This is a genomic window from Legionella cardiaca (genome assembly GCF_029026145.1).
GTDB classification, from domain to species: Bacteria; Pseudomonadota; Gammaproteobacteria; order Legionellales; family Legionellaceae; genus Tatlockia; species Tatlockia cardiaca.
Genome location: NZ_CP119078.1, coordinates 1,141,911 through 1,159,911 on the forward strand (window position 1 = coordinate 1,141,911; position 18,001 = coordinate 1,159,911).

Below are 18,001 nucleotides of genomic sequence, written 5' to 3' on the forward strand. Positions count from 1 at the left end.
CTTGGTATCTTAATGAATTTGTAGAAAAAAAAACAAGAAGCTTTGAAAAATTTTAAGGCAGTGGTGGTTGATTTAATGACAAGGGAAGGCTAATTCTAACCAGTAGTCCGCCTTCCTGACGATTCATGGCATGAATAAAGCCATGGTGCAATTTAACCGCTTGTTGAGCTATTGATAAGCCAAGGCCATATCCCCCCGTCTTTTTTTCTCTGGATGTGTCAACACGGTAAAAGGGATTAAAAATCTTTTCCAATTGTTCTTCTGGAACGCCCGGCCCGTTATCTGCAATGTCTATATAGATTTGCGAATGTTTATCATCAAAATGCAAGGAAATGTGAACTTTAGGATTGGGGGCTGAATAGCGTAAGGCATTGCGAATTATATTTTCAATGGCGCGATGTATTAATCGTTCGTCTAAAAACAAATCGCAATTCTGTTTTTCCTGGAGAAATACCCCGGGTTGATTAGACCTCAGCTCAAAATTCGCATCATTTATGATTTGGGTAAGTAAGTCAGGTAAATTAACAGTAGTTCTATGAAGCTGAGTAAACGATTTATCCAGCCTTGCAAACTCTAAAATTTCGCCAATTAATGTATTTAAGCGTAAACATTCAACTTCCATGCGAGCAAATTCTGTTTCTGCTAATTCCCCAGCTTTTTTTCTACCTAATTCAATGGCTATTTGGAGGCGAGCAAGCGGCGATCGTAATTCATGAGAGATATCCTGCAATAAACGCTCTTTTGAATTTATAATTGCCTCTAATTGTTCAGCCATACGATCAAATTCACCGCTCAACTCAGCAATTTCATCTCGATAATGACCTTTAACACGACCGACTCGAGTGCTTAATTGTCCTGTAGCAATTGATTTCGCGGCCATTCTTAATGAACGTAAGGGTTGGGTTAAGTAGACCGATAGTAAATAACAAATAAGCCCACTAATAATAATAGCTATTGCCAAACGAATGGTAAGGCCTGCCCAGGGAATTTCTACAAAATGAGCCAGGGGCTTTTCACTAACTGCAACAAGTCGATAAGCATGACCTGAGGTTGAGAGTATTTCATGACTTACAATGATGTCACCGAATTTTAAAAGACCATCATCCAATTCTTCATTAACCAGGTTATTGGAAATTTGTTTGACTACTTCTGGAGGAATTTGATTGCCTATAATTTCCCCTGTACTGCTTAGTAGATAGAGGGTCATTTTTCTAGAGGTGCCGATTTGATTTAGCCATTTTTTTAAAGCTAAATGTTGGCCTGATTCAAAAGTTGCCACTGCCGCATTTGCATAACTATCCATAAATACGCGTTCACGAGCTGGAATAGACGATTTTTGGGCGATTTCGCTTGTGACCCAAGCTGTTGTAATAATAATAAGAATGGTAGCCAGCCAAAAAGATAAGAAGATTTTCCAATACAAACTACGCATTAAACATATACCCGAAACCGCGAACCGTTTTTACTAAAGGTTCTCCTTCCTGGTTATCACCTAATTTATTGCGTAAATTGCTAATATGAACATCAATACTCCGATCATACGCGGTATATTTTCTTCCTAAAGCATATTCAGTTAACTCTTCTTTTGAGAACGCTTGCCCCGGGGACTTAATTAGCATTTCTAAAATGTTAAACTCAGCATTAGTCAACTCCATGAGTTCACCGTGATGGGTAGCAATGCGTTTCGAGCAGTCCACAACAATATCCTGGTGTTCAATGATAGGACGTTGTGTCGGAATTTTTTGGGTTCGTCTTAAAATTGCGCGCAATCGAGCCACTAACTCTCGAGGGTTACAAGGTTTGGGTAAATAGTCGTCTGCACCAATTTCAAGTCCCACGATACGATCGATGTCGTCACCGCGGGCAGTTAACATTAACACAGGCGTTTCTAGATGCTCGCGAATTGCTTTTAGTACCTCGAAGCCGTTTAATTTAGGTAGCATAACGTCTAAAATAATGGCGTCAAAAACCTGGTTAAGAGCTTTTTTAACAGCATTTTCACCGTCGTGCACGCAGACAACCTGAAAACCTTCAGGCTCCAAGTATTGCTCTAAAAGATCGGTAAGCTCAGTGTCATCATCTACAATCAAGATGCTATTGTTCATTTCTTAATTGCCCTCGATATTGAATTGTTTCGTTTTGCAGTAAATGCACCCATATCTACCAATTTTGACTACCAATATATTGTTTATTATAAAATGCTTGGACGCTTATCAAAACAACCTAGTAACTTAATTCGTCGAGCATCCGCATTAATCACTTTAAATTCGAATTGATCAATAATAATCGTTTCGCCTCGTTGGGGTAAATGTCCAAAGTTTGCCATGACTATTCCACCAATCGTGTCATAAGATTCATCACTAAAATTGGCATTTAATTGCTCATTAAATTCTTCTATGGGTGTATGTGCCTTAACGATATAATAAGAATCACCGTGAGCCTTGATGTAAGCCTCTTCATCAATATCAAATTCATCTTCAATATCGCCAATAATTTGCTCAATAATATCTTCTATCGTTACGAAACCACTAACGGCCCCATATTCATCAACAACAATAGCCATATGATTACGATTATTGCGAAATTCGCTAAGTAACAAATCAAGACGCTTACTCTCTGGCACAAACGTAGCCTGGCGAATTATGTCATGCAAATCAAACTCCGTGGCTTTTTCTATTTGAAAACGTAATAAATCCTTTGCATGTAGAATGCCAATTATTTCATCTTTATGATCGCCTGTGACTGGGAAACGGGAATGACCAGAGCTGGTAACAATATCGATAATGTCTTTTAATTCGAAATCTTGAGGAATATAGGTCATTTGCTTCTTGGGAAGCATGATGTCTCTGACCCTCATCTGAGCAAATTGAATAACACCTTCCATCATGTTCAGTGTTTCTGAATCAATAAGCGAGCGAATGTGAGCATCCCGTAGTAAACCAATCAATTCTTCTTTGTTTTGCGGTTCGACCTGTAAGAACTGTCTTAACCGCATAAATAAAGATCCGTTATCATCCTCTCTACTCAAGGTGGGTATCCTCTGTTTGATATGGATTAGCAAAACCTAACTTTGCAAGTAATTTTATTTCAAGTGCTTGCATGACTTTTGTATCATTATCCTCAATATGATCATAGCCTAACAAATGTAAAACCCCATGAATTACAATATGTGCCCAGTGTTCTTCGAGTGACTTGTTAAGATCAATACTTTCTGCATGCAAAACTGCAGGACAAATTATCACATCACCCAGTAAGGGATACTCAAGTTCAACACCGTCAGGAATAGTGCTGGGGAACGCAAGCACATTAGTCGCTTTATCTTGCTTTCTGTATGTATGATTTAATTGCTTAATCTCATCCTGGTCAACTAAGCGCAATGTTAACTCAGCTGAATCTATATGTTCAAGAAGAGGTAATTGAGCCCAGGAAAGGAGTGAATTTTCATCAACAGGTATTGTATCCTTACAGGCCAATTGTAAATCAATATGATAACTCATTCTCTATGATCCTTTTTTAAACTATCGTAAGAGTCAATAATGCGTGAGACTAAGGGATGTCTAACCACTTCGCGACTGGTAAAATAATGAATACTGATCTCAGGGATATTACCTAACAATTTAACCGCATGAGATAAACCGGATTCAATTCCTTTCGGCAGGTCAACCTGAGTAATATCCCCAGTAATGACTGTTTTTGAACCAAAGCCCATCCGAGTCAAAAACATTTTCATTTGCGATACAGTGGTATTTTGCGCCTCATCAAGAATAATGAAAGCTTCATTTAATGTTCGACCTCGCATAAATGCAAGTGGCAAAACCTCGATAACATCACTCTGGATGAGTTTTTGAGTTTCTTTAAAACCGATCATTTCGTATAAAGCATCATAGATTGGCCGAAGGTAGGGCAGTACCTTTTCAACTAAATCCCCAGGAAGAAACCCTAGCTTTTCACCGGCTTCCACGGCTGGTCTAACAAATACTAGTCGTTGGACATCACCGCGCTCAAATGCTTCGATCGCTTTAGAGACGGCAAGGTAGGTTTTTCCTGTCCCTGCTGGGCCTACAGCAAAAGTAATATCATGTTTGCCAATACTATTGAGGTAATCAGTTTGTTTGCTATTACGAGGAAGAATAGTTTTGCGGCTTAGTTTAATAGATTGCGACATAACAATTTGTGGATCCTTATTTTCTAAAAAAGAATGAACTGTTTCTGCTTGGATAGGGTTATTTGCTAGCTTGTAAAGCTGTTGCATAACTTGCTTGGCTTTAATTAAGCCTGATTGCGATTCGCCATATAAGCTCATCCCCTCTTGACCAATTTTAATTGTGATATTAAAAAATAGCTCAATTAATTTGATATTCTCGTGGAAAACACCGCATAGATTAGCCAATTGCTGTGAATTGAGGTGAGGATAATTCAGCTTTTCATTCCGTAATTTACTGCTCAATGCTTATATAAAAACCATTAATTAGTGATACCTTAAGAATAGTCCATAAATCTGTTATTTCGCAAGATGCCTTCCCTAGAAGCCGGGTGAAGTGAAAGAGCGTGGTCTTACAGAAGGGCGGTCTTCTGTTTCCTGCGCGACAGCTTCAATGAACGGCATTAATACTTCTTTTAAATTTGCTGGTTCAATAGGCTTCTTTAGTTTAAGGATGGGACCCTTGTTGTGGGCGTCAAATTTCTCTTGAAATGCTGTAATCATCATTGGATCATCTGTCCAGACTACAATGGGTATGTCTTTGTTATATTTTAATATGGCCTCAGCTACGTCAGGACCATTACAGGGTTTGGTTTTTTCAGATAAATAAGGGGAGGCTAGATTACCATCTAAAATAACCAAATCATAACTAAAGTTAGAATCGATTAGATACGTAATTGCTTCTTCTCCGGAGCTAAACTCCTTTACCTCGCAAGGCAATTTAACTAACAGGTTTCGCATGGTTTTTCGCAGAAGAGGGTTATCATCAACTAATACAATTTTCATAGAATTCTTATAGGTAAAAGGGCGCAAAGATAAGCGCAAAAAAATAAAAAATCAATAAAAATAGCAATTTGTCCCATCTGATTAGGAAATATTCAATGCAATTATCCTCATTAATCGAGTATACTATAACCAATACGTTTATTTTATAATTCATTTGACTATCATTATTATTTCCTGCCTATGATTGATTTACATTGCCATAGTAATTTTTCCGATGGGGTGTTAACTCCTGCTGAGCTATTGGATAAAGCAATTAAGTCTGGTATTAAAGTGCTCGCCCTAACAGATCACGATACTACCGCTGGGCTTAAACCGCTTCATCACGCTGCAGGTCAGTCCTCTATTCGTATTATTAATGGCATAGAGTTCAGTGCAAGCTGGAAAAAATATGACATTCACATTCTTGGATTAAATATTGATCCTGATAATGAAGAAATTCAGGCATTAATAGAGCAGCAAAACCAAAGTCGCATTGTCCGAGCGAGACAAATTGGCGAGCTAATGAAGTCTTGTGGAGTTCAGAATGCTTATACTAAAGCATGTGAAATTGCTGGTCATGAACGAGTGGGGCGACCTCATTTTGCGAAGGTATTTGTTAATGAAGGAATAACAGGTGATTTTCAAGCAGCATTTAAACGTTTTTTAGGAAGAGGACGACCTGCTTACGTACGTACACCATGGCTTACTCTTAGTGAAGCGGTTTTAGGGATTATTCAAGCCGAGGGCCAGGCTGTTTTAGCTCATCCTTTGAAGTATTCTTTGACGAGAACGCGGTTACAGGAATTAATTGTTGCATTCAAAGAAGCAGGTGGTAGTGGACTTGAAGTTGTTTCAGGAGAAGTAAATTCACTCCAAATTCAAGAGATGACGGGTCTTTGTCATCGTTTTCAGCTTTTGGGATCCACCGGTTCAGATTATCATGGCGATACATTGTCTCGCATTCCTCTTGGAAGACAGCAACAACTCCCGGTAAACTGTATGCCAATATGGCATCAATGGAACATTTAACAGGGGACTTTTATGAGTCAGTTTTTTGCAATTCATCCCGACAACCCTCAGGCACGCCTTTTACGCCAGGCTGCAGCTATTATTCAAGATGGTGGATTAATAGTCTATCCAACCGATTCAGGCTATGCATTGGGATGTAAACTAGGTAATAAATCAGCCTTGGAACGAATTAGACGTTTGCGCCAATTGGACAAAAACCATAACATGACATTGGTTTGCCGAGATTTATCTCAATTAGGAACCTATGCCAGAGTTTCTAATGCAATTTTCCGTCTGCTTAAAGCATTTACCCCTGGATCCTACACGTTTATATTAACGGCCACACATGAGGTTCCAAGGTTAATGTTGCATCCTAAGCGAAAAACATTAGGTTTGAGGGTGCCAGAAAATAATATTACCTTGGCATTATTAGAGTGCCTCGAGGCACCACTAATGAGTACTACTCTAATTTTACCTGGGGCTGCGGCACCTTTAAGTGAGCCTGAAGCCATTAGAGATTTATTGGGAAATCAAATTGATTTAATCATAGATGGGGGTAATTGTGGTCATGAACCGACAACCGTCGTTGATTTAACTGGAGAGTATCCAGTTATTCTTCGTGAAGGTAAGGGTGACCCTGAACCGTTTAAGTAATAATTTTGTTTATCTCGGTTGCCCATTATAATGGCCTGAGAATTTGTAATTTTTAATAAGTAAGGATTTTGATGTCAGCCATATTTAGTGCGAGTAAGCGTGTAGTGTCAGGTATGCGAGCAAGTGGTCGTTTACATTTAGGTCATTTTCATGGTGTGCTTAAAAATTGGCTCAAATTGCAGCATCAATACGATTGTTATTTTTTTGTTGCTGATTGGCACGGGCTTACAACACGCTACGACGAGCCAGGTTTTATCGAGACAATTTTATGGGATATGGTGATAGATTGGCTTGCTTGTGGCATTAACCCAAGCTTATCAAAAGTTTTCATTCAATCCTGGGTTCCTGAGCATGCCGAGTTGCATCTCTTACTTTCTATGATTACCCCTTTAGGATGGTTGGAACGCGTGCCAACTTATAAAGATCAGCAAGATAAATTGCATGATAAGGATTTATCAACCTATGGATTCCTGGGCTATCCTCTCCTGCAAAGTGCTGATGTTTTACTCTATAAAGCAGATTATGTGCCCGTTGGTGAAGACCAGGTTCCTCACATTGAGTTAACGCGAGAAATCGCTCGTCGTTTCAATTTTATTTATGGCCGTGAGCCCAATTTTGAATCCTTAGCTCTTGAAGCTATCAAGAAAATGGGCAAGAAAAATGGAAAATTATATAGTGAGTTACGTCGGCAATTTCAACAGGATGGCTGCCATGAGTCGTTGAATACCGCTAAGGCTTTACTTGCTAACCAACACAATCTTTCTATTGGCGATAAAGAGCGATTATTAGGTTATCTCGATGGTTCTGGAAAAATAATTCTGCCTGAACCACAGCCTATGCTTACCGAAACATCGAAAATGCCTGGGGTCGATGGGCAGAAGATGTCGAAATCTTACAATAACACCATTAGCTTGCGAGAAGAGCCAGTACAGGTTGAAAAGAAAATTCTAACGATGCCTACAGATCCAGCTCGGGTTAAAAGAACCGATCCAGGTGAGCCAGAAAAATGTCCTGTATGGCAACTTCATAAGATTTATTCTTCTGAGTCAGTAAAAGATTGGGTACAAACAGGTTGTCGTACTGCTGGCATTGGATGCATTGATTGTAAACGCCCTATTGTTGATGCCATTCAACAAGAGTTAAAACCTATTCAGGCTGCTATCAAAGATTACGAAGCTGATTTGGGGTCAGTCAAACGTATTGTGGCGGAAGGAAGTGAGGCTGCAAGAGAAGAAGCGAACAAAACATTAGGTGATGTTCGCGAAGTGATGGGTTTGGACTATTAATGAATGTTCTCTTACCAGAATCGACAGAACCTGCTGCTGTATTAGCAATTGTTGCTGGGCAGCCATTTACTGAGGTTCCTGGTGATTTATTCATTCCGCCAGATGCTCTTGAGGTTTTACTCGATTCATTCTCAGGACCCTTGGATTTATTACTTTACCTTATTCGAAAGCAGAATATTGATATTCTGGACATTCCGATTGCTCTTATTACGCAACAATATATGCAGTATATTCACCTCATGGAAGAGCATCGCCTTGAGTTGGCGGCGGAATATTTAGTGATGGCAGCGATGCTTGCTGAAATAAAATCAAGACTCTTATTGCCCCCTGCACCGCAGTCTGAAGATGAAATTGAAGAAGATCCGAGAGCTGCCTTGGTAAGGAAGTTACAAGAATACGAGCAGATGAAAAATGCAGCAGTATCGCTTGATAATTTACCGCGGTGTGAACGTGATGTTTTTTGGTTCTCAATTGTATCAGAAAAAATTGAAAGTCCAGTCCTTCATCCAGATGTGGAGTTAAACGTGTTAACAGAAGTTATGCGTGATTTAATGAAACGTCAAAGTCATTTAAGCCGTCATCAAATTACTCGTGAACCCTTATCAGTTCGTGAGCGCATGGCTTTTGTGCTTGAGCGCTTGCATCAAGAAAAAAACCTATCATTCGAACAATTATTTAAACGTGAAGAAGGGCGGATGGGGTTGGCTGTTACACTATTGGCTATTTTGGAGTTAGCCAGGCAGTCACTATTAATCATCACACAAGCTAGTGCTTTCACATTCATTCACTTACAGGCGGCACATCATGAATGAAACTGACCTTAAAAGAATTGTCGAAGCGCTACTAATGCACACAAGTGAACCGTTAACACTTGAGAAGTTGCAAGCAGTTTTTGAAGAATGGGAAAAACCAAGTTATGAGCAGCTTCGAGAAGCTTTGGCAGAGCTGGCAAGAGACTATGCTGAGACTGCAATAGAGTTAAAATTGCTGGCAAGTGGCTATTGTTTACAAACAAAAGCAAAATACAGTAACTGGGTAAGTCGTTTGTATGTTGAAAAACCAGCTAAATATTCTCGAGCATTGCTTGAAACTTTGGCGATTATTGCTTACAGACAACCAGTTACTCGTGCTGATATTGAGGATATTCGGGGCGTTGCTGTTAGTAGCCCTATTTTAAAAACTTTACTTGAAAGAGAATGGATCCGTGTTGCAGGTCATCGAGATGTACCAGGAAAACCTGCTGTTTATGTAACTACTAAAACCTTTCTAGACTATTTTAATCTACAAAGTCTCAATGAGTTACCAGCGCTGCTTGAAATTAGTGATTCTTTAGTAGCTTCTAACATAGAAGTTTTAGATCAAGTATTAGAAGAAGAGTGTATAGAAGAATGAAAGAACGATTACAAAAATTGTTAAGCCAGGCAGGATTTGGTTCGAGGCGAGAAATGGAACGTTGGATTGAGCAAGGATTAATTCAGCTAAACGGATCTGTTGCTAAATTAGGCGATGTGGCCGGCGTCCATGATAAAATAAGTGTCAAGGGACGTTTGATTGCAAATCCCTTAAAATCGCAAGAGAAAACAAGAATTTTGATGTATCACAAGCCAGTTGGCGAAATTTCAAGCCGACAAGATCCTAAACACAACAAAACTGTCTTTGATCGCTTGCCTTATCTCAAACAGGGACGCTGGGTTCAAGTGGGACGTCTGGATATTAATACTTCAGGTTTATTAATTTTTACTAATAATGGTGAGTTGGCCAACCGGTTGATGCACCCCAAATTTGGTTTGGAACGAGAATATGCTGTACGAGTTCATGGACAAGTCTCTCAGGAGTCAATAAAGGCCATGTTAAAGGGCGTAGAGTTGGAGGATGGTATGGCTCAGTTTAAGCACATTGAATCTAGAGGGGGGGAAGGTACTAATTCCTGGTACCATGTAACGCTTACTGAAGGACGTAATCGTGAAGTGAGGAGACTGTGGCAATCTCAAGGTGTTGAAGTCAGTCGACTAATTCGTATCCGATATGGGAATTTAAGTATGCCGCGGTTTTTGGCCCGTGGTAATTTTATGGAGTTATCGCCTAAGGAAGTTGAAACATTTCTTGCTTCTTTAACGAACCAGTGACTTATTCCAGTGAAAGAGAGTGATCACCGCGCTGACAGATTAGATTCCCGCCTACGCGGGAATGACACTATGAATAACGCCGGGATGATATATAAATAACGATACTACACTTTGTAATGATGTGAAGAAGTGACAAAAGCTAATTCATAAGATTTGAACATAAATGGTTTCTAACCTACGGGTTGTTACCGCAAAATTGGTTAAATAAAGAATAATCTGTGCTTTTGGTGGCGACAAATACCTGCTTGGTCTATATCTTTAAGAAAGATGTGATTTAGCAAGAAGATGCACCATTATCAATTAATGCGTATCGCCCACACTTTGGGCTATAAAGACATTTCCGAAAAAGGGATGTGTCATGGTTTTTCATCCATGTGGGCTCAGGCTGCTTGCAGTCAGTCGTACCAGGATGAGAAACACAGTGAATTAGATAGCTTTCTCGAAAGGTTGGCGTTTCTTGAAAAGTTTGCAAATGCCCCTGAAAAGCTTAAGGAAAAGGTTGATGAAGTTAGAGCTTATGTCCAAGGACAAAGGAATCAATATAATTCTAAAAATTTAACTTCAGAGCAAAGGATACTTCTAGAGATTCCTGCATTTTTTGAAGGAGTTTCTGCTTATCAATATCCTGATCGTTTCCCACAGCTCTTCGGTAAAAAGTTGCAGCAACCCAAAGTAGAAGAGGTATCTGCGCATTTCCAATCGCAAAGACTGGAGGAGAGTGGGGGTTTGGTGCAGGCATTCCATACCTCTGATCAGTATAGCGTGCAAAGTTTAGCGGCGCATTTAGATGAAATCAGTCAGCAATTAAGTCAATCACCAAATCCATCTAATACAAGTGTTATGCTTGCTGCTAATAGCCATGCTGTGAGTGTGCAGATAGTTGGTAAGAATCAATTCAAATTAATGGATACAAACCACATGGATGAATATGGGAGGATTTTTAATAGCACAGAACTGGCTAAAAAATTAAATAATAGCAGTTATTGGAATGAGGCACCCTGGCATAGTTTTTTAACTGGCAAAAAGCCACTGGTATTAAAAACCTCTATTTTTACTAATGGAAACAATCCGATAAACCTTGAGGGTCTTAAGAAAACAGCGCCTATTAATAAATTAACCCCGGATGCTGATGGTAGAACAGTCATGCATCATGCTGCCGTTTATAATGATGTGACAAATTTGAGGCGATTGGATTTTGATAGTCTTGATGTTAATCAGAAGGATGCAAAAGGTAGTGGTCCTTTTGACTTAGCCTGCTTTCATGGTGCAGGTGATACGGTTGATTTTTTTCTAAATGATCCCAAGGCTTCTGCCAAATTAGATGTGCGAGGGAGTCATTCATTAGTGATGGCAGCAGCAAATGGGCATTTTGATATTATTGATAAGTTATCGCAGCATCCCCGTTTTGGTTCTGATGCTCGAGCATCAGGTAACTCTCTTTTTACTATATTTGCTTTTAACCAAAGTGATGCGGCTGTTAGTTACTTTCATAAGCTAGTTGAGCTAGGCGAAAATATTAATGCTTCTGATAGCCTTGGTTGCACAGCCCTCTATCATGTATGCAGAGCCGGCAATGAAAAAATGGCTGCATTATTTCTTGAAAATGGTGCTGATATAAACGAAGGAACGCCTCCTCCCTTAATGGCCGCTATTCAGAGCGGGAATGCCAATTTAGTGAATATGCTTTTAGAGAAAGGAGCAAACTGTGCTCCACTTAATAACGCCACAAATCCCTTGCATATAGCTTGTTTGCAGGGTAATCGCGAAATAGTGGAGAAATTACTTAAGAAGCCTGATATTGATTGTAACTTTAGAACCACTGGTGGAGAAACCCCATTAATCACCGCCTGTAGGGCAGGGCATACTCTTTTAATTCCCCTGTTGTTACCGCGAACTGAACTATCAATAGCTGATATTAGTGCTAATTCTCCTCTACTACAGGAAATAGATAAATGTAAACCCGATGTTCAATTTGCGTTTCTTAGCAAGGCACTTGAAACTTATATAAATACGAGAGACACAGAGAAAGATTATCACAATAAACTTAATGTTGGTTTTTCAAAAGATGAAAAAAAAGAAGCCGCGCAAGCCTTGCTTGATGAGTTAAATGGAGGACCAAAGGTAAATTTACGTGATTATCCTGCTTTAAAAGATGGGCGGCTGTTTAACTTATATGATTTATATGACCGAATTGCTGCAAAACGTCAGGTTTTTTCTCCATCCACCATTCTTAATAATTTGGGAGGACGCTCAAAGTTAGTTACAAGCGACGAGGTAGCGAAGGAACCTTCTAGAATAGAAAATAATAATGCTCCACCATCTACGCTTAGCCCCATAATAGATAATACCTACAAAAAGCCCACGCCATTTGAAACAACACTGACAAAGAAGTGATAGCCTAGCCTTTGGTTAATCTTGGGAGTTGTCAGCACTTGTTTGTTGACTATCATTAAGTCCGCCAATAATCACTCTCGTTCCTGCTATTCCGCCTCCGGGAATATCAACAAATTCTTCATTTAACCAACGTGCATCTTCGGTAAAAAGGCGTATGCAGCCATGACTGGCACGATAACCTGGTACTTCTTGACTGCCATGAAGGGCGTAGCCACGGAAAAAATGCATGCAAAATGGCATTTCTGCTCCACCATTATTACCGTCAGCTCGTCTAGGGAACGCAGTGGAAATGCAATCGATATCCTGTTTACGAATGATCCGATAAGAGCCTGTGGGGGTGGCACAGCCTCCGGTTACCCCACATTTATCAGCACCGGATGAAATAGGTCCCCACCATAGCAGTTCACCGTCTTCATCGTAAGCTCCCCAAGCCAGTTTCTCCTGATCAACATAAATGGTTTTTTCTCCGTCTGATTCAATGTAACGGGGGAAGGGGGCTACATCATATATAGTTATTCGATCAAGGTTTTTGGGGACAGCGATGACCATTCCTGGGCGAAGGCGAATATTCATACGATTAATACGCCTTACAATATCCCTGGATTCATTATTAGGAAATAAATTACTCCAGGATTGTCCTGCTTTGATTTTAATGCAAAAAAAGTCTGGATTAGTACACAGCATTTCACCGTAGCGAGTATAGGACCAAGCTGCTGGGGATAGGACAACCATCATTATTATTATCATTATACTTTTCTTCATGATGATCCCATTTATTTCATTGGTAATCCTTTTAACGGCATGAAGTAAAAAAACTTTACATTTTGTTGTTGAGGGTAGATTTTAAAAAATTGAAGCAAGGCTTCGTAATAATACAGAAGCCTTGCACTAGAAATGTCTTAAGCTTAAACGGGGGGTGGAGGACCTCGGCCCACTAATCCCATAATTAGCAAGACAACAAATATTACCAGAAATATGAAAAATAATATTTTTGCTATACCTGCTGCAGCTGATGCAATTCCTCCAAATCCAAAAGCAGCGGCAATCAATGCAATAATTAAGAAAGTTAATGCCCATCCCAACATGGCTGCCTCCTTACGATATCCTTATACGATCAAAATTTTTCTGATTTTGCTTATTTGTTCATCAGCACTTTAGAGTCCTTTAACCTCCCATCTCTAGCAGATGCCGATCATTTGAAAATGTTAAAAAATTAACCATTTCTTCTTTAATTTTAGACGTGATAATACCTGTTGCCAAATCAGATAATTGAATTTGAAAGAAATTTTCCAGGAAAAATCTGATTACTTACACATTAGATGGTTTATTATCAATAAGTTATAAATAATAAAATTAAAATAAAGGATAAATTGCAAATTTTAGGAATTACCTTGTGTCACCGTTTCTTTAATATCTTGCCAGGCCTGATGAATTTCAGCTAACAAGGTGTTTGCCTGGGTAAGAAGGTCAATATCGTTATCAAGATTCGCTTTTAATAAAATTCTTTGGATGTATTCATAAAGTCTATCCAGGTTTGCTGCAATTTCACCACCATTTTCATGGTCAAGACTGATTCTGAGACCTTCAATAATACTGATGGTTTTGCCTATGTGTTCGCCTTTTTCGCTAATTTGATTGCGTTGAATATTTCCCTGAGCCGTAGCAATATGAGAACGAGCACCTTGCAATAATAAGTGAATTAACTCATGTGGACTTGCTGTCTCAATGCGAGTTTGCAGTTCGATTGATTTATACTGTTCCAGTGCTTGCTGATACGGGGGTTTCATGGTGTTAGTTCCTGTTTAATTGTGGCAAATTAGCAAGCTGCTGGCTTAAAAAGTCGCTTGCTCCCTGCATTTTAACCAATAAGGTATCTAGCGCTGTGAATTGTTTTGTATAGCGTTTAGAAATCATCGTTGCTCTAACTTCAAGTTGCTCACGCTCTGTATCAAGTTTTTCTAATCGCTTATTGAGTTGATCAGTTCTTGTTGAAAGTTCACCCTTTTTATCGTCAAGGTAATTTGATAATAAATCATTAAATTTTACGGCCAAGCCATCGGTTACCGTAATTTTTCCTCTAGAACCTGTTCCTCCAGCTAAAATTTCTAAAGAAAGTCCCCTAACATCACCGGTACCTGACAATGTAAGACCATCACTGGAGGTGGCGTTAATGCCGCCAATTGTGCCAGACAGCGTAACACCGGGCGTAAAAGTACTTAATGCTAAATCATAACTTCCAGCTTTAACACTTGATCCGACTGATTTAATACGAACACTGCTATCCGTCGCTGTTGCTGTTTTTGCAAAAAGGGCACCAATTTCATCATAGTGATCACTAAGAGCAGCATTAAATTTCTCGGTATTCATTTCCAGTAGCCCTTTTTCATTGGTTTTTATGCCAATATCAGCAAGGGTACGGATAGTATTGCTGCTATCTCCAATTGGTTCACTAATCAGTTTATTTAAATTAAGTTTTAAAGCACGAACGCCTGCATCACTTTGCATAACACCACCTTTTTTGGTGGTTGCATTATAGGACGTTAATGAATTGATAGTGGTTATTGCGTCGTTATATTGTTTGATAAAGTCATTCACCATTGTTGTTAGACTGGCTTGATTATGTTCAATTTTCAAATTTACGAGCGTACCAGATTGTGCTTTTTTTAAATCAAGAGTGATTCCTGGAATAGCATCTTTTAGTTGGTTAGTACTTTGAGTTAATAAAAGACCATTAATTTTTATTTCACTATCCTTAGCGGCAACTGTTTGGGTCAACGAATTATTACCAATCGTTGGATCATAGGCCAGGGCAGATAAACCTGTTGCATCATTGTTATTACTATCATTATCAACGACAGAAATTTTCATTGCCATTGCTTTCCCTGTCTCTGGACTTAATAATGTTAGTCGTGCTCCTTGGCTATCCTGAATAATACTTGCTTGAACGCCAGAACCACTGTTGTTTATTGCATCGCGAATGGCTGCGAGGCTGTCTGTGCCTGGGGCAATATTAATCGTGACAGATGCTTTATCTGGGTTTGCAGTAAAGGCACTGTTATCAGCGTTATAAGTTCCAAAATCAATCGTAATGCTACCGCTACCTACAGTTGTATTGGCATTTGTAAAAGCTGCAGAAGCAAGGTTTTGTTTGGCTGCGAGCTGTTGCACTTCAATTTGATAGGAGCCAGTCGTGGCATTTGCATTAACACTGGCTGAAAGTATGGTTTCATCGCTAACGCTGCTTTTAAGTGAATAAAGTTGCGAAATATCAGCAAGTTTTGTCATGGAAGTTTGTAACTTTGCCAAGCTGCTTTTTATAAGACCAAGAGCAGAAAGCTGCGTCGAAAATTTGCTCTCTTGAGTATCAAGCCTTTTTTTTGCGGGCGCGATATCTGCTGTTACTAGTGCTTCAACAATGGCTTTAATATCTAGTCCAGATCCTACTGACGTTACGGCCACGATAATTTCCTTATTCCTGTTAAAACAGCCTATGGTGTATCGTTAATCCTTTAAAAATTTAGAGTACACCCCCCCTAAGATTCAGGTTCTATTCATTAAATCGAGATGTTAATAGCGAGCTTCACACCCGTTCATCTATAGAACCACTAATCATTTCATCAATCAAGGATAGTAACTGTAAATATTCGTCTGCTGGTATTTTGCGAATTATTTCATCTGAAAGCTTATCGGTGACAATTGCCTGCAGAATTCCAGTCGCCTCGTCGACATTATATTTTGTATCAGCCGTTATGACAGGATTGGGGGCAGTAGTCTCTTTACTAAATTCAATTGGTTCATTACTTACTTTATTTGTCGAGTCAAATGAAACTGTATTGGACTTATTGGGCAACTCAATGTTCATGACAACAACCTCCTTTACGCCCGATATCTTATTGGGCATAAAATAAATAACACACCATGCAGGTTAGCCTGCATGGTGTTAACTATTTCCCTATCTTCCGAGCAGTGACAATACTGACTGAGGCAAACTATTAGCTTGAGCAAGCATTGCAGTACCTGCTTGTTGTAAAATTTGTCCTTTAGTCAAATTGGCTGTTTCAGCGGCGAAGTCAGCATCTTGAATACGGCTTCGTGCAGCAGACAGGTTTTCAGATACGTTTTGTAAGTTAGCAATAGTAGATTCAAAACGGTTTTGCAGAGCACCCATTGCAGCTCGGTTAGAGCTTACTGAGCTTAGGGCTGAGTCCAGGCGCAAAATCGCTGATTGTGCTCCACTTGCAGTACTTACATCGATAGTATCGATACCATTAGAGTCTCTGGCAATTGAAGCAGACAAACCAATTGTAGCGACTGTACCACCAATTGTAAGTGTATCTGTAGCACTGATTGAAAGAGTACCACGTAAAGCACCGTCAAATGCTCCACCAGTTACTGTTAAACCATCGGTACCTGCGGTGAAACCGGTACCACTCTCAGTTACAGTGATATTACGACCATCGCTAGCTGTCAGAGTTAGATCCCCACCATTTAAGCTGGCAATAACGCCTGTTTGGTTACTAACCCCATTAATTGCATCACGAAGTTGAGTATTCGTTAGCGCAGTAGCTACGTCTTCGTTAGTAAACACAGCTACGCCGTTAATTGACAAGTTATAAGTGTCAGCTGCAGTACCACCAATAGCACCTACTGTTTGAGTTCCTGATGTGGTAGCTGTTACTGAAACCCCGGCAATACCGGCACTGTTGATGGCAGCTGCTTTAGCATAAGCGGAAGTCGCATCCTGAGCAGCGTTTCCTGTGAAACCAGCACTTGAATTAATGGTAGTTGCAGGTCCACCGCCAACGGCGATAGTAATATCAGTTGCAGCTGCTGCTGATACTTCAGTTCCTGTTTCTTGAGCAATACCTCCTATTGAAGAGGATTTAATACTGCTAATCGCAAAGCTAATTGTTTGGTTGGCATTGGCTCCTACCTGGAAGCTGGCACTTGAGAAAGAACCATCCAGAACGCGTTGACCGTTAAATTCAGTATTCAATGCGATTCTATCAAGCTCGCTTTTTAATTGGTTGACCTCTTCCTGGATAGCTTGGCGGTCACCTGCATTATTTGTTGAGTTTGCTGATTGCAATGATAGTTCGCGCATACGTTGTAGAATATTGGTTGTTTCCTGCATTGCACCTTCTGCGGTTTGAGACAAAGAAATACCATCATTTGCGTTACGTATTGCCTGGTTCATACCACGTACTTGGGCTGTCATACGTTCAGAAATAGAAAGACCTGCTGCGTCGTCCTTCGCACTGTTAATACGCAATCCAGATGAAAGGCGCTGGATAGCTAACTGCATTGTTTTTTGTGAGCCGTTTAAGTTACGTTGAGCATTAAGCGACATCACGTTTGTATTTATCACTTGAGCCATGATCAAAATCTCCTCGACCTTGAATCCCTGGATATGGGATTTACCTTAACTTCGATAAATTCTGTTTTTTATTAAATTTACCGAACCCATCGCTGTTATCGGAAGAAGAAAGAAAAACTTTAGTATTTGCAGTGGTTTTTTAAGAGAAAGCAACAATAAAAATCCATATTTATCATGTTGTTAATTATTA

Annotated in this window: 19 protein-coding genes; 7 read left to right on the forward strand and 12 right to left on the reverse strand. The window is 39.7% G+C overall.

Features of this window, described 5'->3' with window-relative positions; translation table 11 throughout:
- Positions 1-52: 52 nt before the first annotated feature.
- From cpxA to PXX05_RS04970, 6 genes are all read right to left on the reverse strand, one after another.
- On the reverse strand, positions 53-1,432 hold the full coding sequence (cpxA, locus tag PXX05_RS04945) for a two-component system sensor histidine kinase CpxA (protein WP_275089953.1): 1,380 nt from the start codon (positions 1,430-1,432) through the stop codon (positions 53-55).
- Positions 1,425-2,105: a two-component system response regulator CpxR gene (gene cpxR, locus PXX05_RS04950; RefSeq protein ID WP_275089954.1), complete on the reverse strand. Its 681-nt coding sequence runs from the start codon at positions 2,103-2,105 to the stop codon at positions 1,425-1,427. The genes cpxA and cpxR overlap by 8 nt, the downstream gene beginning before the upstream one ends.
- Positions 2,106-2,191: 86 nt before the next feature.
- Complete coding sequence (locus tag PXX05_RS04955; protein ID WP_420844632.1) at positions 2,192-2,995, reverse strand: HlyC/CorC family transporter; 804 nt, start codon at positions 2,993-2,995, stop codon at positions 2,192-2,194.
- Positions 2,996-3,020: 25 nt separating this feature from the next.
- Entirely contained in the window at positions 3,021-3,497 is a 477-nt protein-coding gene (ybeY, locus tag PXX05_RS04960) for an rRNA maturation RNase YbeY (RefSeq protein WP_275089956.1), read from the reverse strand.
- Positions 3,494-4,303, reverse strand: a complete 810-nt coding sequence (locus PXX05_RS04965) for a PhoH family protein (protein ID WP_275089957.1) — start codon at positions 4,301-4,303, stop codon at positions 3,494-3,496. The genes ybeY and PXX05_RS04965 overlap by 4 nt, the downstream gene beginning before the upstream one ends.
- 219 nt (positions 4,304-4,522) lie before the next feature.
- Positions 4,523-4,987, reverse strand: coding sequence for a response regulator (locus PXX05_RS04970; protein ID WP_275089958.1), 465 nt, complete (start codon positions 4,985-4,987; stop codon positions 4,523-4,525).
- Positions 4,988-5,167: 180 nt separating this feature from the next.
- Between PXX05_RS04970 and PXX05_RS04975 the strand changes: the two genes are divergently transcribed.
- From PXX05_RS04975 to PXX05_RS05005, 7 genes are all read left to right on the forward strand, one after another.
- A complete protein-coding gene (locus tag PXX05_RS04975) occupies positions 5,168-5,995 on the forward strand; it encodes a PHP domain-containing protein (RefSeq protein ID WP_275089959.1) in 828 nt (275 codons plus the stop codon).
- A gap of 12 nt (positions 5,996-6,007) precedes the next feature.
- Positions 6,008-6,628 carry an L-threonylcarbamoyladenylate synthase gene (locus PXX05_RS04980; RefSeq protein ID WP_275089960.1) on the forward strand — a complete coding sequence of 207 codons (621 nt, stop codon included), beginning with the start codon at positions 6,008-6,010 and terminating at the stop codon, positions 6,626-6,628.
- A 71-nt stretch (positions 6,629-6,699) separates the two neighbouring features.
- Positions 6,700-7,914 carry a tryptophan--tRNA ligase gene (locus PXX05_RS04985; protein ID WP_275089961.1) on the forward strand — a complete coding sequence of 405 codons (1,215 nt, stop codon included), beginning with the start codon at positions 6,700-6,702 and terminating at the stop codon, positions 7,912-7,914.
- The gene (locus PXX05_RS04990; RefSeq protein WP_275089962.1) at positions 7,914-8,726 is read left to right on the forward strand and encodes a segregation and condensation protein A; all 813 of its coding nucleotides are present in this window, start codon (positions 7,914-7,916) and stop codon (positions 8,724-8,726) included. The genes PXX05_RS04985 and PXX05_RS04990 overlap by 1 nt, the downstream gene beginning before the upstream one ends.
- Positions 8,719-9,306 carry an SMC-Scp complex subunit ScpB gene (gene scpB, locus PXX05_RS04995; RefSeq protein WP_275089963.1) on the forward strand — a complete coding sequence of 196 codons (588 nt, stop codon included), beginning with the start codon at positions 8,719-8,721 and terminating at the stop codon, positions 9,304-9,306. The genes PXX05_RS04990 and scpB overlap by 8 nt, the downstream gene beginning before the upstream one ends.
- Positions 9,303-10,040, forward strand: a complete 738-nt coding sequence (gene rluB, locus PXX05_RS05000; RefSeq protein ID WP_275089964.1) for a 23S rRNA pseudouridine(2605) synthase RluB — start codon at positions 9,303-9,305, stop codon at positions 10,038-10,040. The genes scpB and rluB overlap by 4 nt, the downstream gene beginning before the upstream one ends.
- A 285-nt stretch (positions 10,041-10,325) precedes the next feature.
- Positions 10,326-12,434: an ankyrin repeat domain-containing protein gene (locus PXX05_RS05005; protein ID WP_275089965.1), complete on the forward strand. Its 2,109-nt coding sequence runs from the start codon at positions 10,326-10,328 to the stop codon at positions 12,432-12,434.
- Positions 12,435-12,449: 15 nt separating this feature from the next.
- Here the strand turns inward: PXX05_RS05005 and PXX05_RS05010 are convergent, their stop codons facing one another.
- From PXX05_RS05010 to PXX05_RS05035, 6 genes are all read right to left on the reverse strand, one after another.
- A complete protein-coding gene (locus tag PXX05_RS05010) occupies positions 12,450-13,196 on the reverse strand; it encodes a L,D-transpeptidase (RefSeq protein ID WP_275089966.1) in 747 nt (248 codons plus the stop codon).
- Between the two features lie 143 nt (positions 13,197-13,339).
- Positions 13,340-13,519 (reverse strand): DUF1328 domain-containing protein, encoded by a 180-nt coding sequence (locus tag PXX05_RS05015; protein ID WP_275089967.1) that lies wholly within the window; start codon positions 13,517-13,519, stop codon positions 13,340-13,342.
- A gap of 294 nt (positions 13,520-13,813) precedes the next feature.
- Positions 13,814-14,221 carry a flagellar export chaperone FliS gene (fliS, locus tag PXX05_RS05020; protein ID WP_275089968.1) on the reverse strand — a complete coding sequence of 136 codons (408 nt, stop codon included), beginning with the start codon at positions 14,219-14,221 and terminating at the stop codon, positions 13,814-13,816.
- A 4-nt stretch (positions 14,222-14,225) separates the two neighbouring features.
- Entirely contained in the window at positions 14,226-15,893 is a 1,668-nt protein-coding gene (gene fliD / locus PXX05_RS05025; RefSeq protein ID WP_275089969.1) for a flagellar filament capping protein FliD, read from the reverse strand.
- Between the two features lie 121 nt (positions 15,894-16,014).
- Entirely contained in the window at positions 16,015-16,296 is a 282-nt protein-coding gene (locus PXX05_RS05030) for a flagellar protein FlaG (protein WP_275089970.1), read from the reverse strand.
- Positions 16,297-16,386: 90 nt separating this feature from the next.
- A complete protein-coding gene (locus tag PXX05_RS05035) occupies positions 16,387-17,811 on the reverse strand; it encodes a flagellin N-terminal helical domain-containing protein (protein WP_275089971.1) in 1,425 nt (474 codons plus the stop codon).
- Between the last annotated feature and the right edge of the window lie 190 nt (positions 17,812-18,001).